The sequence below is a fragment of the Cupriavidus sp. 01L45 genome (assembly GCF_056399885.1).
This window is the reverse complement of sequence record NZ_JBFTSG010000016.1, coordinates 74885-98276: the sequence shown is the minus strand read 5'-3', so window position 1 is coordinate 98276 and position 23392 is coordinate 74885. Positions and strand designations below refer to the sequence as shown.

The 23392-nt window shown below is 59.1% G+C and carries 20 protein-coding genes and 5 pseudogenes; 14 read left to right on the top strand and 11 right to left on the bottom strand.

The annotated features are described in order from the left end of the window. Window positions 1-37: 37 nt before the first annotated feature. Window positions 38-265 (bottom strand): annotated as a pseudogene (locus tag AC1DT6_RS13380) (IS66 family transposase); the annotation flags it as partial. Between the two features lie 614 nt (window positions 266-879). On the opposite strand from AC1DT6_RS13380, the pseudogene AC1DT6_RS13375 reads away from it, so the two are divergent. From AC1DT6_RS13375 to AC1DT6_RS13365, 3 genes and pseudogenes are all read left to right on the top strand, one after another. Continuing rightward, window positions 880-1432, top strand: a pseudogene (locus AC1DT6_RS13375) (transposase). A gap of 1355 nt (window positions 1433-2787) precedes the next feature. Continuing rightward, window positions 2788-3816 (top strand): annotated as a pseudogene (locus tag AC1DT6_RS13370) (rod shape-determining protein). 229 nt (window positions 3817-4045) lie between these two features. Beyond that, window positions 4046-5233 (top strand): hypothetical protein, encoded by a 1188-nt coding sequence (locus AC1DT6_RS13365; RefSeq protein ID WP_441627187.1) that lies wholly within the window; start codon window positions 4046-4048, stop codon window positions 5231-5233. A 317-nt stretch (window positions 5234-5550) separates the two neighbouring features. Here AC1DT6_RS13365 and AC1DT6_RS13360 read toward each other — a convergent pair whose 3' ends face one another. Next, the gene (locus AC1DT6_RS13360) at window positions 5551-5811 is read right to left on the bottom strand and encodes a DUF2188 domain-containing protein (protein ID WP_441627185.1); all 261 of its coding nucleotides are present in this window, start codon (window positions 5809-5811) and stop codon (window positions 5551-5553) included. A gap of 434 nt (window positions 5812-6245) precedes the next feature. On the opposite strand from AC1DT6_RS13360, the pseudogene AC1DT6_RS13355 reads away from it, so the two are divergent. The 4 genes and pseudogenes from AC1DT6_RS13355 to AC1DT6_RS13340 form a co-directional block, all read left to right on the top strand. Then, window positions 6246-6488 (top strand): annotated as a pseudogene (locus tag AC1DT6_RS13355) (redoxin domain-containing protein); the annotation flags it as partial. Window positions 6489-6975: 487 nt separating this feature from the next. Next, window positions 6976-7392: an organic hydroperoxide resistance protein gene (locus tag AC1DT6_RS13350; protein WP_441627183.1), complete on the top strand. Its 417-nt coding sequence runs from the start codon at window positions 6976-6978 to the stop codon at window positions 7390-7392. A gap of 66 nt (window positions 7393-7458) precedes the next feature. Continuing rightward, window positions 7459-8013, top strand: coding sequence for a thioredoxin family protein (locus tag AC1DT6_RS13345; RefSeq protein WP_441627181.1), 555 nt, complete (start codon window positions 7459-7461; stop codon window positions 8011-8013). 359 nt (window positions 8014-8372) lie between these two features. Further along, window positions 8373-8513, top strand: a complete 141-nt coding sequence (locus tag AC1DT6_RS13340; RefSeq protein ID WP_441627179.1) for an epoxide hydrolase N-terminal domain-containing protein — start codon at window positions 8373-8375, stop codon at window positions 8511-8513. Between the two features lie 347 nt (window positions 8514-8860). Here AC1DT6_RS13340 and AC1DT6_RS13335 read toward each other — a convergent pair. After that, window positions 8861-9030 (bottom strand): annotated as a pseudogene (locus tag AC1DT6_RS13335) (DUF1059 domain-containing protein). A gap of 228 nt (window positions 9031-9258) precedes the next feature. After that, window positions 9259-10299, bottom strand: a complete 1041-nt coding sequence (locus tag AC1DT6_RS13330; protein WP_441627242.1) for a GlxA family transcriptional regulator — start codon at window positions 10297-10299, stop codon at window positions 9259-9261. Window positions 10300-10408: 109 nt separating this feature from the next. Here AC1DT6_RS13330 and AC1DT6_RS13325 point away from each other — a divergent pair, with 109 nt between their 5' ends. The 5 genes from AC1DT6_RS13325 (at window position 10409) to AC1DT6_RS13305 (ending at window position 14598) form a co-directional block, all read left to right on the top strand. Then, window positions 10409-10942, top strand: coding sequence for a tautomerase family protein (locus tag AC1DT6_RS13325; protein WP_477114725.1), 534 nt, complete (start codon window positions 10409-10411; stop codon window positions 10940-10942). An 86-nt stretch (window positions 10943-11028) separates the two neighbouring features. Further along, the gene (locus tag AC1DT6_RS13320) at window positions 11029-11412 is read left to right on the top strand and encodes a hypothetical protein (RefSeq protein WP_441627176.1); all 384 of its coding nucleotides are present in this window, start codon (window positions 11029-11031) and stop codon (window positions 11410-11412) included. A gap of 556 nt (window positions 11413-11968) precedes the next feature. After that, complete coding sequence (locus tag AC1DT6_RS13315) at window positions 11969-12433, top strand: MarR family winged helix-turn-helix transcriptional regulator (protein ID WP_477114724.1); 465 nt, start codon at window positions 11969-11971, stop codon at window positions 12431-12433. Window positions 12434-12512: 79 nt separating this feature from the next. Then, window positions 12513-13505 carry a carbon-nitrogen hydrolase family protein gene (locus tag AC1DT6_RS13310; RefSeq protein ID WP_441627173.1) on the top strand — a complete coding sequence of 331 codons (993 nt, stop codon included), beginning with the start codon at window positions 12513-12515 and terminating at the stop codon, window positions 13503-13505. A gap of 37 nt (window positions 13506-13542) precedes the next feature. Then, the gene (locus AC1DT6_RS13305; RefSeq protein ID WP_477114723.1) at window positions 13543-14598 is read left to right on the top strand and encodes an alpha/beta fold hydrolase; all 1056 of its coding nucleotides are present in this window, start codon (window positions 13543-13545) and stop codon (window positions 14596-14598) included. A 211-nt stretch (window positions 14599-14809) separates the two neighbouring features. Here the strand turns inward: AC1DT6_RS13305 and AC1DT6_RS13300 are convergent, their stop codons facing one another. From AC1DT6_RS13300 to AC1DT6_RS13290, 3 genes are all read right to left on the bottom strand, one after another. Then, complete coding sequence (locus AC1DT6_RS13300) at window positions 14810-14932, bottom strand: hypothetical protein (protein WP_441627169.1); 123 nt, start codon at window positions 14930-14932, stop codon at window positions 14810-14812. A 158-nt stretch (window positions 14933-15090) separates the two neighbouring features. Beyond that, window positions 15091-15531 (bottom strand): MarR family winged helix-turn-helix transcriptional regulator, encoded by a 441-nt coding sequence (locus tag AC1DT6_RS13295; RefSeq protein ID WP_441627167.1) that lies wholly within the window; start codon window positions 15529-15531, stop codon window positions 15091-15093. Window positions 15532-15573: 42 nt separating this feature from the next. Beyond that, window positions 15574-16005 (bottom strand): DUF6130 family protein, encoded by a 432-nt coding sequence (locus tag AC1DT6_RS13290; RefSeq protein ID WP_441627240.1) that lies wholly within the window; start codon window positions 16003-16005, stop codon window positions 15574-15576. 322 nt (window positions 16006-16327) lie between these two features. Here AC1DT6_RS13290 and AC1DT6_RS13285 point away from each other — a divergent pair, with 322 nt between their 5' ends. Beyond that, window positions 16328-17308 (top strand): alpha/beta fold hydrolase, encoded by a 981-nt coding sequence (locus tag AC1DT6_RS13285; RefSeq protein WP_441627165.1) that lies wholly within the window; start codon window positions 16328-16330, stop codon window positions 17306-17308. A 262-nt stretch (window positions 17309-17570) separates the two neighbouring features. Here the strand turns inward: AC1DT6_RS13285 and AC1DT6_RS13280 are convergent, their stop codons facing one another. The 3 genes from AC1DT6_RS13280 to AC1DT6_RS13270 form a co-directional block, all read right to left on the bottom strand. Continuing rightward, window positions 17571-19046 (bottom strand): amidase, encoded by a 1476-nt coding sequence (locus AC1DT6_RS13280; RefSeq protein ID WP_477114722.1) that lies wholly within the window; start codon window positions 19044-19046, stop codon window positions 17571-17573. Between the two features lie 166 nt (window positions 19047-19212). Further along, entirely contained in the window at window positions 19213-20559 is a 1347-nt protein-coding gene (locus tag AC1DT6_RS13275; RefSeq protein ID WP_441627161.1) for an MFS transporter, read from the bottom strand. Window positions 20560-20694: 135 nt separating this feature from the next. Then, a complete protein-coding gene (locus AC1DT6_RS13270) occupies window positions 20695-21969 on the bottom strand; it encodes a M20 family metallo-hydrolase (RefSeq protein WP_441627159.1) in 1275 nt (424 codons plus the stop codon). 184 nt (window positions 21970-22153) lie between these two features. Between AC1DT6_RS13270 and AC1DT6_RS13265 the strand changes: the two genes are divergently transcribed. Beyond that, window positions 22154-22741, top strand: a complete 588-nt coding sequence (locus tag AC1DT6_RS13265) for a cupin domain-containing protein (protein ID WP_441627157.1) — start codon at window positions 22154-22156, stop codon at window positions 22739-22741. A gap of 179 nt (window positions 22742-22920) precedes the next feature. Here the strand turns inward: AC1DT6_RS13265 and AC1DT6_RS13260 are convergent, their stop codons facing one another. Then, complete coding sequence (locus AC1DT6_RS13260) at window positions 22921-23385, bottom strand: RidA family protein (protein ID WP_441627155.1); 465 nt, start codon at window positions 23383-23385, stop codon at window positions 22921-22923. Between the last annotated feature and the right edge of the window lie 7 nt (window positions 23386-23392).

Sequence of the window (23392 nt, the reverse complement as noted above, 5' to 3'; positions counted from 1 at the left end):
ATACACCCAGCTTCACGCACGGCACCGCCCTCATAGATCTGTCATAGCCGGCAAATGCGTCAGCCTGCAGCGTCCCTTTGAAGCCCTTCAAATGCGCCAGTGGGTGCTCGCCGGAACGACTGGGACTGTATGCGAACCAGGCCGCTGGCGCGTCGCGTGAACCGGCGAGCCGGTGGTCGCGCACGTAGGTCCAGATCCGACCAGTCTTGGTCTTGCCGTTGCCGGGTTCGAACACCGGCACGGGTGTGTCATCGGTGTGGATCTTGTCGACTTGCCTGCCGGCAAGGGGCGGGCCCTGGACCTCAAGCGTCGCTTCATTGATCCGCGTTGCTGCGCACCATCTGGGACGATCCTGTGCGTCCATAAGACGAGCCACTGCGGGACGGAGTCGGCGGCAAGCTGTACTTTTTCCAGCGATGGCGCGGTGCGCGACGCCGAAACGGGATATTTCAAGATCGTGCAGCGCCAGACAGCGGCAAGATCACGTGGCCAGCTGTTCCGGCCTGCCGCCAGATATCGGCAATCGAGCAGCGCGATCCTCCGATATCGCGTAGTAGTACATCCATGCCCTCCCCAGACCAGTAGGCTTCAAGCGATATCTGCTTGGGCGTCCTCAAAAAGTCCGGATAGACACGATCCTAGGGAAGTCACTAATTGGGTTGCCCTCCTGACCATTGCAATCTCATCGCCATTGGTCCGCACAACAGACAAAGAAGCCACACTCAGGCCTGCGTGATCGAATTGCCTATCTTTGAGCCCAATATGGGCGTTGTTGCATAAATCCGGCTGTGCTAGCTGACGTTTACGCGCAACAGCCAAGTTGGCACGTCTGTTAACTTTTCGGGGACTTGCGTAGATTCTCGACTTTTTGCCGAGAAGATGCGCAAGGACGAACACAAGCGAAGCGAGCCGAAAGGTGTCTATCGTGTCAGGAACTGGGCGAGCTACAACGCTGGCTTGATTGCGAGAGGCGACGTGACGATGTGGATTGACGAAAGCGTACTGGGCACGGCGCCCGAGGACACATCGCCCAGGCGGGGGCGGCCGCACGTCTGCTCGGACGCAGCGAATCAGATGCTGCTTGGACTCAAGCAAGTCTTCCATCTGCCTCTGCGGGCTCTCCAGGGCTTCGCGTGTAGCCTGCGCAAGCTCGCATTCCTCGAGTTGCCGGTACCCAATTACACGACGTTGAGCCGCCGAGCGCAGGAGCTCGCGGTGAAGTTGCCCGCCATGTACAAGGGGAATGGAAGAAGAGCTGCGACTACCACCGTCGCTCGCTGGTCGAGAACCTGATATACGGGCTCAAGACGCTCACGGGCAATCGCCTTTGGGCGCGTGCATCGGCTCGCAAGCAACAGAAGTGGCGATCCGCGCAGGCGTGCTTAACCGCATGGCGGCTCTTGCACGCCCGAAGTCCGTCCGCATCGTCTGAATTTCGGATCACAGGATCCTCTGTGTTTTTAAGTCCGATTTATGCAACAACGCCTCCAATATGTGGAAACATGCAACGGTGTCGATTCTGGCTTTGCTCGCGATCTCAATCGGGAGGGTTAAGGCCGCGGCAGAATCACCTAAGTTGATCGAAAACTCTCTCGGGATGAAGTTCATCTTGGTCCCGTCTGGGGAATTCATGATTGGGTAGTAACGAGTCGTCAGAAGAACTTGCCAAGGCAGTTCCGCAATATGAGTGTGACCGTTTACTGGGAATTGGCTACAAAGCACCGGTGCGCAAGGTTCGCATCACTCGGCAGTTTTACTTGGGGCAACACGAAGTCAGTTTCTTCGAGGAAATTAGACGCGCAAATTTTGTGAAATCTGGGGGAATCGCAAACGCGTCTCGTTAACGATGGGGGGATACGGTGCGCCTTCGGTTTCTTCGAAGAAACTAAGAGCGAGATATATGACAAACGCCAACTGGCGGTGGCGGGAATGTTGCGCCGCTCGCTTTAGGACTTGCTGAACTGCAGACACGAAGGGACGCAACGTCATTGACACCTTCCGAGTCTCCTGGTCAGTGATACCCGCGAGGTGCGTACAAGCTTCAGGCGGAAGCGCGATGCTCACAAGAGTGAACGCAGTTATCAAAATCCAGAAACAGCACCTGGTCCGCCTGTGCCGCCGTCTTCCGAGATCTTCCCATAGTTAACGCTCCAAAAGCACTCGTGCGAACTCCGCTCACTTAATCTCGCTTAATCGGGCTGACTCGTGCGTCGTTCGGTGAGCTAAATCATGACGGAATGCTGGTCCGTCATCGACGCATCCAATGCGCGGTACGAGAGTGTGCAATCGGCAGTTAAACATGCGGTGAAAGTCGAGGAGGGCGGTTTTAACGCTGCAGCAGACACGGCTTCGACGACTAGATAGCAGCGCGCAAGGGTAGTCATCTCGGACGCCGCACGTACTTCGCGACGGTGCTGTTTGCACGGGGAGACTGTGAAGCCTAGAGCGGACAGAGTCATAAGGTATCATTCGCTTCCGCTTGACATTCGGGGCTTACCGCCCAGAGTCATGCAAGCCCGGTTCGCGTCACTCGGGGGTATCGAGCCAAGGTGTTTTCCGATTAATCCTTGGAGGTACTTGTGATTCTGGAGTGGTTTTTTACAGGCGATCTAATCAACTTTCTCCTGTGCCACTACACTAGGTGGTCTAAGCTGCCACCGGGGTCGTTGACGGCTCGGACCAGGCTCGACGTGTGACGCTTCCATATCATGCGTGATTTTCAATTGGTTGGCGCCAGAAGTGGCGCCCGCCGTTCTGCATTCCTGCGAATTACCAGAAAGACTCTTGATGTTCGGATTTCTCCGCAGCTACTTCTTCAACGATCTTGCGATCGATCTCGGTACTGCCAACACTCTCATCTACATGCGCGATAAGGGAATCGTCCTGGATGAACCCTCCGTGGTTGCGATCCGCCGGCAGGGTGCTCTCAATCCTCGGAAAACCATCCAGGYGGTCGGCCAGGAAGCCAAACAGATGCTGGGCAAGGTACCGGGAAACACTGAGGCCATCCGTCCGTTGAAAGACGGCGTGATCGCGACTTTACGGTCAGGAGCAGATGCTCAAGCAGTTCATCAAGATGGTGCACGACACCAAACTGCTTCGGCCGTCGCCGCGAATCATCATCTGCGTGCCCTGCGGCTCGACCCAGGTCGAGCGCCATGCAATCCGCGAATCCGCACTGGCCGCCGACGCCAGCCAGGTCTACCTGGTCGAAGAACCAATGGCGGCCGCGCTAGGCGCGGGCCTACCGGTGTCAGAGCCGTCCGGCTCGATGGTGGTGGATGTCGGTGGGGGTACGACCGAGGTCAGTATGGATGGTCTATAAGGGCTCCGTACGCGTGGGCGGCGACAGGTTCAATGAAGCCATCGTCAACTACATTCGGCGCAATTACGGCATGCTGATTGGCGAGCGGACCGCCGAGGCCATCGAGAAGGCAATCGGATCGGCCTTCCCAGGCTCCGAAGTCCGCGAAATGGAGGTCAAGGGCCGCAATCTGTCCGAAGGTATCCCGCGCGCATTCACGGTGTCGTCCAACGAAATCCTCGAAGCGCTGACCGATCCGCTTAATCAAATCGTGTCGGCAGTTAAGATCGCGCTCGAACAGATCCCGCCGGAACTCGTTGCCGACATTGCCGAGCGCGGCATGATGCTGACCGGCGGGCGGGGCGTTGCTGCGTGAACTGGATCGCCTCCTGGCAGAGGAAACCGGCCTACCTGTGCTGGTGACCGAAGACCCATTGAGCTGCGTAGTGCGGGGCGCCGGCATGGCGCTCAAACGCAAGGACAAGCTCGGCAGCTTCTTCTCTTACGAGTAACGACTAAGCCGTGAAGCGGTGAATACGTGGCGCTTGATGACGACGCGTAGTCGTATCGGTCCGAAGTTTGACGCAGCGATTTAGTCTAATTCATGGTCCGACTTTACACGACCGCGCCGTCAAATTGAAAATGCTTTGGTAAGCACTCTTTCTTGCGGTCCGAGCCCAGATACGCGGGACATAAATTGTTTCCATGTTTTAATCTAGATTTAAATCAATAAACCACAGTATGGAATTGAAGTCTATTTACCCTTTGTATCGCCTTCCCTCCAGGGGGTTGGTTCTCTTTACCGCTCTCGCGATGGCCCTGGCGGGTTGTGATGGAGGTGGTAACTCTGAAGAGTCCACCGCGGTGATTGGTAATTCAACCACAAAATATCAGCCTGAGAATGCAAATCCAAGCGCAGGTGCGTCCGCCAAATCAGGATTTGATATCCTTGCTAGTCTTGATGCCTTGAAAATTACAACTGGCCCCTTTGCTGGAGCCTATCAAGTTGGCTCTGGAAGTAATTGGCTGAACTGGTATTTTGCAAATATTGGCTTGTTCGGATTCATAAAGGACCGCCAGAATGAGGTGCGGGCTTACATGGATCTGTATATCAAGAATGTCAGTCGCGTGAACTACACAATAAACGACATTAAATTTAACGGGGATTTAAATTCTCCAATACAGTGCCCAGCCGATTCTAACGATTCTTATGCTTCAACATTCTTGTCCCTGGCGGCAGAATATATGAGGGTGACTGGCGACGTCACATGGTTTCGGAACAACTTGTCCATCCTCAAAGCCATCGCCTACGCAAATCTGGCAGTCCCGCAAAAGCCGGGTGGTCTGATTTCTGTTTACCGACAAGACTACACACCACCAACCAATACGACACATTGTCCGAGCTTTACTCCATCAAATATTGCTTACACGGAGGACAATACGGAAAATTACCGAGGACTAGTCGATTTTTCGAATGCGCTTAAGGTGCTGGGTGATTCGGACTCGATCTATTACAGCCAGGTAGCAAATTCGGTTGCGGTTGGAATTCAGGGGAGATCCAATGGTTCGGCATTTTTTGCCGCGGATTCCGATAGTACTATTAATCCGAATTTCTATCCTGGAACGGTCACGCAAGTATTTCCGCAGCTCAATGAAATTCCCTTATCGTCCGATACTGTTGCGACGCAAAGCCGGTATGATACTGGGTATGCCTATCTGAATGCGCACGCGCCAACCTGGTCCACACAGATCGACCCAAGCGCAAGCTATCCATGGATGCTTTTGGGCTACGTCGCGGCGAAACGAGGGGATACGGCGCGCGCGCAGCAGCAGATGGCATTGCTGCGAGAAAATAGTGGAAAGGCGATCATCAATGAAATCGGCTTTTATAAGCGTATTCTTAATGCAGGCGTTAGCGAGATAAGCTAGCGAACTGGGTGGCACCGTCAACTAGGAACATCGCAGGCGAAGCAAGGCATTGATGTCACTCTGCTCATTAAGCGGCGGATGGATTTTGGGTGAGCTCCGTTAGGCAGGTTTGCCCGGCAATGGGGCTTACTTTCATGGCACTGTTCTGTGGTTTTCGAGAGCTCAGGCGCCAGCGCGGGATGGACGCGCCCGTTCGAAGATTGCCATCCATTCGTCATAGCATTGGGCGATGCGGGAAACGGCGTCCTACTCGTCATCTTCTTTGATTCGTAGTCGGCGATCGCGTCCCAGAAGGAGGCGCCCGACCGGGAAGCCAATCAGCAGCTTTTGCTGATCGTAGAAGGTGCTGCGTGGGAGGCCGGCCACCTCAAGCAGATCCGCGAGTGGTGGCGCACGAGGACTTGGCCCTCCCTGCCAAAGACGACCAACTCGACGCCGGCATGCCGGGCAAGCACTACGCCAAGGGCGATTCTATTCACCAACTCGCTGTGGGGCGAGAGAACGTACTCCGCGACCTCTCGCGTCACGGCCCAACCTTCCCCGTGCGGCGCGACGTGAACATTGGCTTTACCACTCATGGGTGTCTCCCGAAGGTTTGCTCTCCCAGTGTTGGCCGGCCTTCCGGTGTTGAGGATCAGAGATCGTGCGACCGGTGCTCACCATATGCGAGACCAATCACACGGTCCAACCGCTCTGATTTCTATCCGGATTTCGTCCGCAAGTACGCTTTTCGACCGTTGCTGGAAGGCAACAGCAGGGCGAATGATGTTCCGTATTCTTGAGACTACATCGAACTTGCGAATAAAAGCAGCGGGCGAAACGCCCCACAGGTGCCCTGTTTCGCACTGAAAAGCTATGCTCGCATGAATGATGAGCGCGAGTCGCACGAATGACGATCTTCAACATCCATGGCGAGCATCCCCCTGACGAGAAAAATGCAATTAATCGCCAGAAATCTTACCTCAACCTTAAACTGGTGTTTGGCAACACGGGCCACCTGCCAGCGGAGCGCCCGTTGTCGGACGAGCAGTTGCGGGGCAAGGTCACACTGGTCTACTTCTGGACATACTCCTGCATCAACTGCATTCGCACCCTGCCGTACCTGCGCGCATGGGCTGACAAGTACAAGGACCAGGGCCTGACGGTGATCGGCGTGCACACACCCGAGTTCGCCTTCGAGAAGAGGCCCGAAAACGTCCGCCGCGCGATTCCCGATTTCCGCATCGGTTTTCCCGTGGCCGTCGACAGCGATTACGACAAGGAGGGAAGGCCGATCATTGATCCGCAGAACAGCAAGAAGGCACCGGATCAAGGCGCTGCTACGTCGTTCTGGTGCGCAACGAATCCCAGACTCGACGGCATGGGCGGCGTTTACTGCGCCGACTGCGACATTGCCCGTGCACTCCCTCCCGACGATTCGAGGGAGCTGCATGGCGTACGTACCCGAGCGACAGACCCCATCGCCGCCGGACGGCTCTGGCAGCTCAGCGAACAGCTGACAGGCGCAAGCATCGACTGAAGGAGCCGGCGGCCTGGAACTTGCCCCCACCGCCACTGCCGCCGGATTTTTGTATGCCTTTGTATCTGGCAGCAAGCGGGATACTTGCCCAGACAGAAGGGCTTTTTCGCGCTACGTGGGGGATACATCGGTCTTCTTTAATCCATAGCGTGGCCCGGCGCCAGACAAGTGCGAAGTAACCGGGACGCGCAATCGAATCCCTCTCAGTCCAAGGAGATCCATCATGATCCGTATCGAAAATGTGCTTTACACCGGAAAGGTCCACGTTACTGGCGGCCGCGATGGCCAGGCGCACAGTGACGACGACCGTCTGAACCTTAAGCTGTCGCCCCCTGGCAGCAACGGTCACGGCACGAATCCGGAGCAGTTGTTTGCCGCAGGCTGGTCCGCCTGCTTTATCGGCGCGATGGGCCGTGCCGCCAGTCAGATGAAGACTAAGCTGCCGGCGGACTTGGCACTCGATACCGAAGTGGACCTGGGCACAACCGGCGATGCGTACTTCCTGCAGGCCCGCCTGAATGTCAGCCTGCCAGGCGTGGACCGTGAGGTGGCGCGAGCCGTAGTGGAGGCAGCGCACCAGCTCTGCCCGTATTCGAAAGCGACGCGCGGCAACATCCACGTCGAGCTGAATCTGGTTTGACGTGCATCGCGGCCTGCCTGCATCGCTTGGCAGGCCATCGCTTCCAATCTTTCACGTACTCGAACCATGCGCACGTATCTACGCGCCGCCCTGGTGGCCTTGGTCATCGGCGCGGTTTACTTCATTGGGACTGGCGCGCGCACCTTCAGTGCGCCGCCGGCTAACGGCAGTGCCGCGCCCGAGTTCACTGGCATCAGCCAATGGCTGAACTCGCCGCCACTGTCTATGCAGGCCTTGCGCGGCAAGGTAGTGCTGGTGGACTTCTGGACGTACTCCTGCGTGAACTGCATCAACACGCTGCCCTACGTCAAGCAGTGGTACGAGAAGTACAAGGACCGGGGCCTGGTCGTTGTGGGCGTACACACGCCCGAATACGCCTTCGAGAAGTCGACGGCCAACGTGCAGGCCGCACTCGGGCGCCTCGACGTCCGCTATCCGGTAGCGCAGGACAACGGGTACGGCACGTGGTCGGCATTCCGCAATGAGTACTGGCCCGCCCTGTACCTGATCGACGCCGACGGCCGCATCGTCTACCAGCACTTCGGCGAAGGCAGCTATGCCGAGACGGAGGCTGTCATCCAGAAACTCCTGGCGGAGCGCAAGCCGTCGCAGCCGGCCTGATGCGAGCAAATCAGGGAGCCCAGTTCACGGGGTCCCAACATCGCTCCGGCCGCTTCGAGGCGGGCGGCAGTTCGGCCATTTAACGGTTATGTCGGGCAGTAAGAGTGGCCGCTTCTTTGACGCAAGCCCACCGACGTGACAGAAGCGCAGTAGCCGACGATGAAGTTGCCTTCAGTGCCGTGTAGGATCAGTCCGAATGTTCGTGTACGGCCGCTGACTAAGACGGCTCGGGCGCACGTCGCCCCGGGTTGCTCAACCACCGGCGGCTCGCAGTAGTGGCTCGGCGTGGGTCCGCTTTGTATTCCAATGTGTCCGCCGCCGCCGCGAGGACAAAAGGTTACAGAAATCCCCCCCGACCGATGCATCGCCAATACACGCCTCCGCTGAAATGGGGTTTCTGGCTTCGAAGACAAGGCGTGCAGCTCGCGAAGGTCCAGGCGCTTGTGCGCTACTGGGAGACGGGCTACGACTGGCGCGACTGCAGTGAGAATCCGGCATGAGCTGGATACCAGCGACATCGAGCTCTCACCGTATTACCTCGCCAGCGAAATCCGGGCAATTTATGCCGGCATGATGATCGCAGTGCCGCCCGAGGTGGCAGGCCTATGACCTGCTCACCCCAGCTCAGCTCGGTCGCGAGTTGATCAAGATGGCGACGCACGTTGATCCCCGCGCGATGCGCAAACATGGGTCGACAGCCACGCGCTTGGCTTGGTTGGCTCGGTTTTCATCGCGGTGGCGCCGTTTGTCGCCGAATGGGTGAATCAGCGTATCGCGCGGTCGAGTCAGCAGACCAGCACGGCGGCGCATAGACGTGGCGGTTGGCGGTGCGCCAACCCAGGTTCGTTCAGGCCGGTGGGGAGCCCGCCTTGAGCAATGCCTTTAACGGGGTGTGCAGCTCGGAGGTGTCCTGATGCTGATGCACCGCCACGGCATGCTGGGCTCGACTTCGAGTCGTTCGTTTCCACCGTTGACGCTGAGCGCCACGGTGCCGTTGAGGGGCCGCGCTTCCGAGATCGCAACCGAGAGTTGGTAAGACCAATCCCGGCCATGAAGCGCCATGCGCCCACGTCATAGCTCGGACGTTCGGACGTCGGGTCCGCTCAGCAAACGGCCATTCGATTCGTCGCGACGAACATTGCTTCATCGGCCAATCCAGACGGCCAGGCTGTCCATCGATTTGCGCAAACGACTGCTTGCTCGAGCAGATCCAGGGGCATTCGGCCTCAGCGGTTTTCCGGATTGTCAATCAACAATGCCACGCGACTCGCGTTCTATATCGTCCGCGACAGAGGCGCGCGCAAATCGCATTTGATATTCGCTCGGCGAGAGACCGGTCTTGCGCTTGAACAGTTGTCGAAATGTGCTGAGGTCTCCATAGCCGACGCGCTGGCTGACAACATCGAGGCCGATAGGTCTTGACTCCAGCAATTGTTTGGCCACTTCGATGCGCAGGTTCTGCAGATACGCTAATGGCGCAAGGTCTACTGCCTGCTTGAAACGTCGGTTAAGCGTCCGCTCGCTGACAGCGAGCCACGCGGCGAGTTCACTCAGTCGAAACCCCTGATGAAGTGTCGCCTCCATGCGCTGTTGAGCTTGCGCGACGAGCGGATCGGCATGTCCGTGGTCGTCGAGAAGCTTGGCGTAAGAAGCCTGAGAAGTCCGGTTCATGTCGATCAATAGCGACTTGGCGGTCGTCGCGGCAAGTTTCTCACCGGCGAATATTTCGACCAACCGCACGGCGAGGTTGAGATAAGACGTCACTGAACCGCCCGAGATAATGCCATCTTGCCCGGTCAGAACTTCCCGGGCTCGAACTTCGACACGCGGATAGCGTCGGGCAAAGTCAGGCGCTTTGGCCCAGTGTGTCGTGGCGACCCGGCCGTCGAGTAAGCCCGCCTCAGCAAGCAGATAGTTGCCCGTGCAGTATGCGGCCAGCACGGCTCCCGCCTCGCGTTGGCGCCGTAGCGCCGAAGACAGCGCGTTCAACTGCTCCCGGCGGCCGATGAACTCATCCATGTTGGAAAAAAACGGGGCCGTAATCAGAACGGCGTCTGCACGCTTGCGTGGATCGATTTTGCCGTCCACCGCAATGCTCTGGCCCGAAGCAGCCCTGACCGGTTGCCCGTCAAGCGATTCCACGCGCCACGCGAACATGGGTAAAGGGTTGGGCCTACGTGTGCCTTCCCGTGCGCTCAGGTGATTGGCAGCGTTGAGGACGTCGATGGGCCCCGCGACGCCGGATGCCAGAATTCCGTCATAGACCCAGATCCGGATCGTGATCATTTGCGTATGTGTCTGATATTCCTCGAATGATGGCAATACTGCCACTTCCAGATTCTCCCGTAAAGCGCGATGATCGCCAAACCGAAACACATGACGAAGGACTGCGACCATGCCAATGATCGACGCGCTGTGGCCGGACGATGCCTTGACGCCTGAAGCGGAAGCACGTTTGGTTAGAGAACTGACTGACATCCTGATCAAAGCGGAAGGCTATGACCCGGGCAATCCGATTGCGCAGGGAGTCACCGTGCTTCATCTCCATAGACCGGCCGCGGTATWCGTCGGCGGGGAACGCTCGAAGGCACCGCGCTACCGGATCATTCCTTCGGCGCCTGAGGGGCARTACACTGWCGAGTCACGTAGAGCGYTGGTTAAGGCAGTCACAGAAGCGGTAGCCCGCGCCGAGAACCGACCGTTCGAAGAGGTCGCACCGCGCGTCTGGGTTTTCCCGACGGAGATTCCGGACGGTACCTGGGGCAGTCGTGGCGCCATTTACACGCTGCCTGACATTCATGCACTTCTGGCCGGTGAATCCGAACGGAGTGTCGGCGTGGAGCGACTCGCGCGGCGAAGGCGCGAGAAGGCACGAATCGCGCTAGGAGCCGCTGTTGATGCCGCCAGCGCTGGAATTGCCAGGTCTTAGCAGCGTTCCTCGTGATTTGTTCGGCGGGACGGAAGAGGATGCCCGTGTTCGCTGACAACGTTCATACAATCGATTGAGTACCGAACATGAAATTCAACGATACAGCGCCAGTCTTGGCTCCTGTCGGCGGCCCGCCGTTCTGGCTGGCCAGGTTAGCCGAAAATGCGACGCTTGAGGCGACCGTCCTGAAGCGTCCGGTCGAAGGGCGGGCTGACATCCTGTCGGTGATCAAGCACGCAGTCTCGCTCTACGAGTTCCAGCATCACAGCTACAAGGGCGAGACAGGCAACGGACGATACATGGAGTCCTACCGCTCGCAGATTCAGGGCATGCCAATCGAGACTCTACTCGTGGAGCACCTGAACGAACAGGGTGAGGCTGACTCCGTGGTGATCAACCATCGTCCGCTGAATGCCGCGATGCTGTTTTTCGAAACTGATTTGGGAGCGGGTCGACGAGCGGTTCCGTGACCTCTATCTGACCGGACCGGAAGCCGACGCCGTGAATGCGGCCCCGGGTTCGAGTTGATCGTTTCGGCGCGGAATTTATCAATTCTTCCGGAGTATTGACCACTTTTGAATGACTGTTCTCCCTCGATTCGATGTCCCATCGGGCCAGTAGCGCGCCGGACCACTACGGGCGTGCAGGCCCAGAGCGACGACCAGGCTTCAGGGCGAGCATCGACGTCCACGACTCGATCAACGCCAATGTACTGCGAGGGCGGTTGCACATCCTGATCGTCGACTGGCCTGGCGGCGCGCGGTTGAGACAAGAGCGGGTTCACCATGTGCGCCGACACGGTTCTCCTTGCATCGCAATGTATCTGCTGCGCGCTCTGATACGTGCACTCACAGAAACCATTTTTCCCAGACATATCCCGGATTCGCCGGCGCGCTCAAATACGTCCATACGGTGGTGAGTCCGCACAGCAATGTAGATACCTCGATCATRCTCGCTCAAACGGATGAATCGCTGGCAGTCTGGAATTTGTCCATCAATGTACTGCATATGCAGCATGAGCCGAGCATGACGTTAGACATTCAGCACAAAGCAGGTAATGACGTGAGCAGCGAGATCGCGCAGAACTGCCTGCTGACGCATACGCGGCAGATTTCGCGGGTCTTGACAGCGATTTACGACGACGCGCTACGGCTGTTCGGCATCAACGCCCCTCAGTTCAGCCTGCTCGTGCTTATCGCGGAGCATGAACCACTCAGCCGTTCGGATCTCGGTCGCAAGAACCATCATGACCGGTCGACGCTTACAAGGATTTTGCAACCCCTGATCTCGCAGGGGTGGGTCGCCGAAGGCTTCCCCGGAGGCGATGGCCGCAGTCGCCCCCTTTCGCTCACGGAACAAGGCAGAGCATTGCTTAGCAGCGCTGCGTCCGCATGGTCGACTGCGCAGACAAAAGCGAGAGCCCTGCTGGGAGAGGCTGGGGCCGACGCGCTAATGGGCATCGCGGGCGAGTTGCCGCGCCGCACGATTTGATTTTTCTATTCTCAAAGTTGCATATGCAACACCACCAGGGGCGCCTGTGTGCCCGTCTTTATCAGTCAAGGAGTTTGCAATGAAAGTCGTCAAAGCCGCCGCAGTCCAGATCAGCCCTGTCCTCTACAGCCGTGAGGCAACCGTCGAGAAAGTCGTGCAGAAGATCCACGAGCTTGGTGAGAAGGGGGTGCAGTTCGCCACCTTCCCGGAAACCGTGGTGCCTTACTACCCGTATTTTTCCGCGGTCCAGACGGGCATTCAGCTTCTGTCCGGAAATGAGCAGTTGAGGCTGCTTGAGCAGTCCGTGACGGTGCCGTCCCCCGCCACCGACGCAATCGGCGAGGCAGCTCGCAAGGCGCGCATGGTGGTGTCCATCGGCGTGAATGAGCGTGACGGCGGCACCATTTACAACACGCAACTGCTCTTCGACGCAGACGGCACCTTAATCCAGCGCCGCCGCAAGATCACGCCCACGCATTTCGAACGCATGATCTGGGGCCAGGGCGACGGGTCGGGCCTGCGCGCCGTCGACAGCAAGGTCGGCCGCATTGGCCAACTCGCATGTTTTGAGCACAACAACCCGCTCGCGCGCTACGCGATGATTGCCGACGGCGAGCAGATCCATTCGGCCATGTATCCGGGGTCTGCCTTCGGCGAAGGGTTTGCCCAAAGGATGGAAATCAATATCCGCCAGCATGCGCTGGAGTCCGGCTGCTTCGTCGTGAACGCAACGGCCTGGCTGGACGCCGACCAGCAGGCGCGGATCATGAAGGACACGGGCTGCGCGATCGGTCCGATCTCGGGCGGTTGCTTGACCACCATCGTGACACCGGAGGGCATGCTGCTGGGCGAACCTATCCGCTCGGGTGAGGGCGAGGTCATCGCCGATCTTGATTTCTCGTTGATCGACCGACGCAAGGCCTTGATGGACTCGGCCGGCCACTACAACCGGCCAGAGCTGCTCAGTCTCCTGATCGACCGTACGCCCACCGCGCACGTTCACGAACGCGCTGGGCATGCCGTGCCGAGCGCGGAGCAAGGCCCGGAGGATCCGCGCGCCACAGTTGCTTGAGCCCGTTCAGCTAGCCCTATACATCATGGAGATTTCTTTGAACTCGATTGTCAGGATTGGCACTGCGGCCGCTGCATTTGCTGCTCTCATGGTGGCCGCCTCCCCAGGTTACGCAGGGGCGACCTCCAAAGCTCACACGGATGCGGCGGCCGTTCAGAAGACCACCGCCGCAAAGGTTGCCGACGTGTCAGATGCGGCGCTGGTGAAGTCGTTGCCGGGATTCAGGAACGGCTACGCCGAGGTAAACGGTGTACGGCTGCACTACGTCGTCGGCGGCAAGGGCGCGCCGCTCGTGTTGCTGCCGGGCTGGCCTGAGACCTGGTGGACCTTCCACAAGATCATGCCGACGCTCGCCGAGCATCATACCGTCATCGCCGTGGACTTGCGCGGCATGGGCGCATCGTCGAAGCCCGCCGAAGGCTACGACAAGAAGACCATGGCACGGGACATTCACGAGCTGGTGAAATCGCTGGGCTATGACAAGGCCAGTGTCGCAGGTCATGACATTGGCTCTGCGGTGGCCTTCGCGTATGCGGCGAACTATCCCCAGGCCATCGACAAGCTGGTGATGCTGGAGCTGCCGCACCCGGACGAGAGCCTGTTGTCGTTCCAGCTTCTACCCGCGCACAACACCTTCGGCGACAAGCTCGACTTCGCCCATCMGTATCTCTGGTGGTTTGCCTTCAACCAGGTCAAAGGGCTGCCGGAGAAGCTGCTCGCCGGTCGTATCCGGGTCGAGCAGGATTGGCTCTTCAAGTACTTCCTGGTGGACGAGGGTGCGATCGACGCGCGGGACCGAGCCGTGTATGAGCGCGCGTACAACAGTGCCGACGCCATTCGTGCAAGCAACGCGTGGTATCAGGCCTTCACGCAGGACGTGGTAGACAACAAAGGTTACGGCAAGCTCGAGATGCCGGTTCTGGCGATGGGTGGCCCGGCCTACCGATGGATGAAGAAGGTCATTGGACAGAAGGTGTCGAACCTGACTACTGTGAATCTGGAGGGCACGGGCCACTTCGTTCAGGAAGAGCGCCCCGAACTCGTCGCCAGGACGATGGTGGACTTCCTGCAGACCATCGGACCGGCGACCTGAGAGACCCCAACACGTAGTGCTCCGCCAGTGACGGCATGATCTTGTGGAAGGTCCACCACGTCTCCGGCCAGCCTGGCAGCAATACCAGCGGCTCGCCCTTGCCGCCTATGACGTAGTGCAGCCGGACGCCGTTGACGTCGGCATAGGCGTTGCGGAATCCGGGCAGCGACTTCACGAGCGTTGTGTCGGACACATCGGTGTGCGAGGCAATTCATTGCCGGGCGTTTTCTGTGCCGGCATGTGCATTGGCTGCCAGCGCAGTGCCGGGCAGGGCGAGGATCAGGCCGGTGGCGAGGGCCGCCCCAGCCGCAATGCGGGTAACGATGGTCTTCAAGATGCGTCCCCTGATACTCATGCGGCGGCGCGCGGTTTGCTCAGCACGGCTGCGGCTTCTACGATGGTCATGGCAAATCTCCTTCTAATTGGATGCGGCATCGTGCGCCGCGATGGTGTTGCGTATGCAACATGAACTGCAAAAAAAAGACGGCGCGATCAGGCGCCTCGTTTCGGCAACTCCTTGGCGATGCCCATGATGGCGCCGGCGCCTTGTTCGCCGACCAGCGCTCTGGCCTGGGCCTGCGCCGTCGACCACGCAGGGGCGGCCTTGCGCAGCAATGCCTTTCCCTGCGCGGTGACGGTCAGCGGCCGAGTGCGGCCATCCTTCTCCGGCGCGCCTTCGACGAGCCATCCCTGCGCCAGCAGCGGTTGCAGGTTCCGCGTCAGCGTCGAGCGCTCATGGTGGTTGCGCCGCCCGAGGTCGGCGCGGCTGATCGGGCCCAGCTCATGCACCATCACCAACAGCGTGAACTGCGGTGCATTGATGCCAATTGGCCGCAGCGCATCGTCATAGACGGCGGTCAGCACCCGGGAGATCTGCCGGGTGCGCGTCAGGAGGCAGTTACGGAGCATCTCGCTGCCCATCGTGTCGGCCATCTTTTTCCGTGCTGCCGGACTCATATCAGGCAATCCATCGCATCAACGCTTCACGTCCGGCACCGTGACCGGGACGACTTCGCTGGCGAGGATCTTGTGGCTTGGGTCGGCCAGCTCGAGCTTCAGCTTGTGCGGACCGGGTGCAAGGCCTACCACGATGACAGGGTCCTCGCTGGTATGGGCCCAGGTGGCGGGTCCATTATCGACTGTCACATGCAGGTGCCCGATACGCGGCGAGAGTTCGACGGCCGTCTTGCCGAAAACCGGCATGACGCGGAAATTCTCGGTCCGGAACTGCACGATCACCACCCCCCGGGCCAACGGCTCGGGCAGCGGCGAGTAGGGGATCAGCTTCGGCGGCGGCTCGGAATTGAGCGGAAGTATCGCAGGTGGCGTCTGCGCGAGAGCACTTGCGCAGAGTGCTACCCCAGCCGTGGCCAAGGAGAGTTGTTTGAGTAGAGATCGGGAGCCCATGGTTTTGTCCTTTTTGTCGCAGGCGGTTGCTCGACGCACGAATTCACCTGGATTCACGCGTAAGTACAGAATAGACACGCGATGAAGAAAGGGAGTGGTCTCGTTACAACGACAGCATGACTGCCTGCGAGACGAAGTTTGCGCAATGAAAGCCCCTGCCGCCAGTGGCCGCGTGTATGGGAATGTATTGGGAAGGAAAGCGGATACGTGGCCGTACAAAACTGCGCCCGGCCCGCCACAGGGCAGATACATGCCTGACCTTAAATGTTGCATATACAACGAGAGCGCTCTTGTATTTCTTAAGATCAACGAGGTGAAAGACATGATGAACCAATCCAAAAAGCGCCGACTGCTTGCCGCAGGCGCCGTTGGCGCCATCGGCGCCGTCGCAGTGGCACTGATGGCCGGTTGCGCGAGCATCGGGCATACGACGAAAGCGGAGCCCGAGATCGGGTATTTGCAGATCAATCCCGATATGAAGGTCAGGCGCCTGGTTGTGCACAACACCACGCCGAAGGGCACCGTGCTGTTCCTGCATGGATTCCCGGAGACGATCTACGCTTGGAAAGATATTTCTACGGAGTTGAGCAAGGACTACGAGATCCATGCCTTTGACTGGCCGGGTTACGGCGATTCGTCGCGGCCTTCCGCGGACAAGTTCTCCTATGCGCCGCGTGATTACGCCAAGGTGCTGAAAGACTACATCGAACAGGCTGGGATCGACAAACAGAATCTGGTGATCTATGCGACCGACATTGGCGCGTTGCCCGCCTTGCTCTCGGCCATCGACGATCCCGCGATTGCGAAGCGCATCATCGTTGGCGACTTCGCGCCGTTCAACCGACCGCAATATATGCAGGAGCGACTGCAAGGCCTGAAGGAGCCGAAGTCGGCGGAAGCGGTGCGGGCGGCGTTCAACAAGACGCGCGACGAGATTCTGCAGAATGCCTTCACGCGCGGCTTGCCCGCGGCGTCGCACTATGAGGTGCCACCGGAATTGAAGGCTGACATGGCGCGTGGCTGGCCAAACGGAACACTGACGACCGCCGATGCCTTCTATCACTACTATTCGCACTTCACCCGCGACGAGGACTATTTCGAAAAAAATCTGGCGAAGCTGAAGACGCCCGTCAAGGTGATTTGGGGAGAGCAGGACATCTATGTCCGGAAAGAGATGGGCGAGGAACTGGCGAAGCGCGCCAACCTAGATTTCGAAGTGCTGCCGAACATTGGCCACTATCCACACCTGCAAAGCAAGGAGACGACCATCGCGGAGGTGCGTAGCGCGTTCGATGGCAAGTAATGGCAAGTAAAGGTCGACCAGCCGCCGGGCGCGTTTGATCCGGCGGCTTTGCCAAGTCGTGCGTCGTCGATAAGCGCGGCAGTTCGTTCCGTTGCGCCCTCGTCGGGTGCGAAACGCACGTGACGCAGCCTCAGCGGGCGCGGACCCACGCGCAGGCCGATCGCTTTCACCGATCGCTTCCACCGTTCGCCGGTGCTGTCCAGACACGGGAATCGGATTTCCCGCGTGCAAGTCACTCTGCCAGATGCAGACTGGATAGCTGCTACGTCCTCTCATTGACGATTGACCCTGCCCATACTGGTGGCCGCTGTCCGCGCCAGGGACATGCCGTTTCCAATTGTGCGGCCAGACGGAACAGCGTGTCCTCCCGCCCGAAGCCAGACATAAAATGCGACCCGATTGGCAGACCTGTTTGGGGGTCGATGGAAAGCGGCACTGACATTGCTGGCGTTCCGGTCACGTTCGATAACGCGGTAAACGGTGACTGGCTAAAAACGTGCGCGATCCAGCCAAGCCCATCGACGGATGTTTCTACCCCGTTGTATTCACCAATCCGAGGCGGAAGTCCGGGTAGCGTCGGTGTCAGCAGAATGTCGTAGTCGCCGAAGAACCGCCCCAGCGCCCGTGTGACCGTATTCCTGACCTGCAATGCCGACAGGAGGTCTACGGCGCCAATCTCAATGCCGTATCGATAGAGCGCGAGCGTTGCAGGTTCGAGGTGTTTTTCATCCACCGTTCGTCCGGTGGATGCGGCAATGCCGTTGATCCGGAGCGCCGCGTTGGCAGCCCAGATTTGCGCATTGCATAGCACAAAGGCGTCCCAGCTCACACCCAAATCTGGCGCTACTTCATGGACATGATGACCCAGGGACTCAAGTGTCCTGGCCACCTTGCTCAAGGCATCAGCAACCCCCGTGTCGGTACGCGCGGCATTGAATGGATTCATCATGAACCCGATCTTCAGATTTCCCGGCTGCTGCCGGATCTCCGACAGATAGCTGGCTTTGGGCGGGGCAATGTAGTAGGGCTCGCCCACGCCGCCGCCGTGGATGCCATCAAGCAGCGCCGCACTGTCGCGCACAGTTCGGCTCACGGCAAAATGCACGCCCAGACCATTCCATACTTCGTCCACGTAGGGCCCGTTCGACACGCGTCCCCTGGTCGGCTTCAGACCGAAGAGCCCGTTGCAGGAGGCCGGCACCCGTATCGATCCGCCTCCGTCCGTCGCATGCGCAATGGGAACGATACCGGCGGCCACCGCCGCTCCCGCACCGCCGCTCGATCCGCCCGTGCCATGTTGCAGACTCCAGGGGTTCCTCGTCGGGCCGTACAGCACGGGTTCCGTCGTCGTGCTGACCGCCAGTTCCGGCATGGTTGTTCGCCCAAGCGTGATCAGGCCTGCCTGACGGAAACTCGTCATCACGTACGAGTCTTCCTTTGCGACGGTGCCCATCGCCAAACGACTGCACATTTCGCTCCTGCGTCCCCGCATGGCAACGCCAAGATCCTTGAGGAGAAACGGCACGCCGCCGAGCGGTCTCGGATCGGCGCTCACGATGCCAGCTGACTGTATCTCCACCTCTTCGGGCCAATAATCGAGCACAGCGTTTACCTGGGGATTGACCGCCTTGATGGCAGCCAATGCGGCCTGCGCTACTTCCATTGCGGTCACTTCTCGCGTGGCGATGAGGTGATGCAGGCCCATGCCGTCAAGGGCGGTGTATTCGGCGAGCTTCATTTGGACGTTCTCTTTCAGCGACACATTGGGAGGGCGCGCATCGCAAGGGCTGCGCGCCTGTCTGGTCTGACCGCAGGCAATGGAGGACGTTCGTCCCGCATCGCACTCCCCGGCGGCTTCATAGTTGAGTGACTACTGGCATGCGCGATCACTGGCCAGAGGAGATTTACTTCGCTTGATGCACGCTGGCCGGCATGGGCGACTCGTGGCGAAGCGCGGTATCGGCCCTGGGCTTCAGGCGCAGGAACAGGATGATGAACGCGCACATCGGCAACAGCGCTGCCATCAGCAGGAACCCAGGGTAGATGCTGCCGGTCACGGATTTCGACCAACCGATGATGCTTGGGCCGAAGAAGCCGCCAGACAGGCCAATCGTATTGATCAGGGCGATGGCTCCCGCTCGTGCGTCGCCCTTGATGTACGCGGGCGGAACGGCCCAGAAGACGATGTTGGCCATCCACATCAGGCCGGTAGCGACGGTAACGCATACCAGTGTCACTGCGAGATTGCCGTCGGCAAGGTACCAGCCAATGAAGCAAAGACTGCTTATGGCGGCCGGCACGGCGATGTGAATTCGACGCTCCTGACGCCTGTCGGAGCTACGGCCACCGAAGAAGATGGCAAACGCCGCAGCCACATAAGGAATGGCCGCATACCATCCGAGCGTCTGTGTGTTGGTGACACCGGCGGATCTGATGATCGTCGGCAGCCAGAAGCTCAAGGCGTAGATCGGCGCGATGATGCACAGATAGGCAGCCGCCAGGATATACACCTTGGGATCACGCAGTACCGTGAGGAACGATTCGTGCCGCCGGTCCGCAGCCGTGTTCGTTTCCGCGGCCAGTGCGCGTTTCTCCGCGTCGTTGAGCCATTTCGCATTGGATGGATCATCGACAAGCAGGAAGTAGGCCGCGACGCCAAGCACAAGGGTGGGGGCGCCTTCAATGAGAAACATCCATTGCCATCCGGCGAGGTTCGCCGTACCGGCGAAAGCCGTCATGATCCACGCCGACAGCGGCCCGCCAACAATTCCGCTGAAAGGGCCCGCAAGCCAAACCATCGAAATTGCGCCGGCAATGCGGCTCGGACCATACCAGCGCGACAGGTAGAACAGGACGCCCGGCGCGAAGCCGGCTTCGAAGACGCCCAGCAGAAAGCGCAGGGCGTAGAACACCGGGACGCTATTGACGAACACCATACACATCGAGGTAATACCCCAGAGCACCATGATGCGGCTAAAGGTAAGCCGGGCGCCAACCCTGGGCAGCAAGAGATTGCTTGGCACCTCGAACAGGACATAGCCCACGAAAAATATTCCGGCCCCGATGCCGTAGGCGGCGTCGGAGAAGCCGAGGTCGCTCTGCATCTGAAGCTTTGCAAAGCCTACGTTGACTCTGTCCAGATAGGCGAACATGAAGCCAATGAACAGCAGTGGCAGCAGGCGTAGATCTACCTTTCGATAGAGGGACGCACCGTCCGTCCCGCGCCATGAAATTTGGTCTTTCTGAGACATAGACCTCTCCTTTGGTTGGTGTGTATAGCGTCGCCCCGGCGCGCATCGGCGCCGGGAGGTGTGGTCGAAATGGTTCTGGCGTCATTGCGTGGCAACTTCGCTTCATGTGGACCGACACTTCCCGGTGGCGGTTGCCTATAGTTGTTCGGACATGATCGCCAGCATGGCGTCGCAGAGGACCTGCGCCCCGGCCGCGACATCGACTTCGCGCGCGTTCTCGGCCTCGTTGTGGCTGATGCCCTTTTCGCAAGGCACGAAGATCATGCCGGTGGGGATGTGGTGTGCGGTGTACTTGGCGTCGTGAGTCGCGCCGGATACGATGTCAAGGAATTTCATTGCCCGACCGGCGGCAGCGTTGCGCACGGTTGCCACCACGCGATCGTCGAACGTTATCGGCGTGGACCTCAACAGAACCTTCACCGACACCGGGCAGCCCTCGATCTCGCCGGAGCAAAGCTGAAGGATCGTCTCGCCGGCACGTAGCAGGGAGTCGGGGTCGGGATGCCGCAAATCGATATTGAATGTCACGCGGCCTGGCACGGTGTTAGGCGATCCCGGATAGACCTCCAGCCTTCCGACGGTGAAGCGCAGGATATCCTCGGGGTCGTCTATCGCGGCGCGAATGCGTCCGATGAGCGTGGTGGCGGCCACCAATGCGTCTTTGCGATGCCGCAGCGGCGTGGTGCCCGCGTGGGCCTCAGCGCCTAGCAACTGGATCTCGTAGGCATGAAGCCCCTGAATTCCCGTGACAATGCCCACATCGCATGCCTGGTTCTCGAGCACGGGGCCCTGCTCGATGTGGGCTTCGATATAGGCAAAGCCGCTCATGCCAAGCGGGCGCTTCTCCAGTACCGGCAGCTCCGCGATTTGGGCCTTCAGTGCGCTTTCCACATCGAAACCGTTGACGTCCTTGATCGCCAATGCATTGGCCAGCGGCAGCGCGCCGGCCGCAACGGCGGAACCCATCGTGGGAGGGGGGAACCTTGAGCCCTCCTCGTTCATCCACACAACGAGCTCGATCGGGTGTTCGGTCTCCATACCGTGATCGTCTAGCGTCTCGAGTACCTCGAAACCTGCGAGCACGCCGTAGACACCGTCGAACCTGCCTCCGGTCGGTTGGGAATCGAGATGTGAACCCGTCAATACCGGCCTCAGACCCGGGTTCTTTCCGGGACGGCGGATGAACAGATTGCCGATCGGGTCGATCGAGGTCTGATAGCCTCGCCTCGATGCCCATTGGAGCAACAACATCTTGCCCTGGGTGTCTTCCGCGGTGAGCGCCTGGCGGTTGACACCGCCTTTGGCCGTGGCGCCGATCCTTGCCATGGCGCAGACATGTTCCCAGAGCCGCTGGCTGTTGATGCAAGGACCGATTTGGGTGAGAGAGGAGGAAGGAGTGGGGGCGTTCATCTGGCTGCTTACCTTGTTGTGTTGCGAGCCAGTTTGCCGACTTGATTCCTGTTAGTCAAGTAACTTGACTAACAGGAATCATCCTGTCTTTACTTGTGACTCAAGGGTATCATTTGGCGTATGCGCACACGAATGCGGTTATACTTCGCATTTGGCCGAGCCAGATATAATCGTTGTATAATTTATGGAAAATACCGGACAAAATCAGGAAATTGTAATTGGTGGCCGGTTGAAGCATGCCAGACTTAATCGGAAATTGAGTTTGCGCCAACTGGCAGAAAAGGTCGGATGTACCGAAAGTTTCCTTTCGAAAGTCGAGAATAACAAAGTACACCCTTCGCTCCCGATGATTCACAAGATCGCTGTGAATCTGGGAATCAGTGTTGCCAGGCTTTTCTCGGAAGAGACGGATGCGGGCGGCGTGGTCACGGTAATGCGCGAGGGACAGCGGCAGACGCTCCGGACCGAGCACCAACGCGCGGGAAATGGCGTCGCGTTGGAAACGCTACTTCCAAATCAGCTGTGCACGTTGCTGGAGGCGAATATTCATCATATTCCGGTCGGCACCTCATCTCAGGGTTATCTTGAGCACCAGGGTGAAGAAATGGGCTATGTGCTGGAAGGGGAGCTCGAGTTGACGGTGGACCAGCAGAAGACGATTGTGAAGAAAGGCGATTCCTTTTTCTTTCTTTCGCACCTTCCTCACGGCTACAGGAATATCGGCTCCGTCGATGCCCGGGTGCTGTGGGTCAATACTCCGCAAAGCTTCTAGAGCGTCGCCAACGAGGTGGCAGCCGACTGCTCCGAAGCTATCGCCGCTGCCCTGTATTCGGCAAGCGCTCAAGAGCCTGGCCTGTGCCGCTTCGCGTGAGCAACTGGTTGCCGCGCTGAAGATTGTCGCGCGGACCTTGAGAGTTCGTCCGTGCGCACGGTTTGGTTCGATCTTAAGCCTCAGTCCAGTTCGACGCAGACTTCGATCTCCACGCAGGCCCCCAGCGGAATCTGTGCGACACCGAATGCCGACCGCGCATGCTTGCCGGCATCGCCGAACACGTCGACGAACAGTTCCGATGCGCCGTTGGTGACCAGATGCTGCTCGGTGAAGTCGGGCGTTGAATTGACCAGGCTCATGACCTTGACGATGCGTTTGACGCGATTCAGATCGCCGGTGTGGGCCTGTAGCGTCGACAGCAGATCGATCGCGACCGCGCGGGCCGCGGCGCGTCCCTCGTCCGTCGACATCGTGGCGCCGAGCTTGCCAACCCACACGTTGCCGTTCTTCTTCGCAATGTGGCCGGATAGGTAGACAAGGTTGCCGCTCTGCGCGCTCATTACGTACGCGGCAGCCGGCGCGCCTGCGGGGGACAGCTCGATGTCGAGTGCTTTCAGTCTTTGGTGGATATCGTGTGATTGCATGATGTTT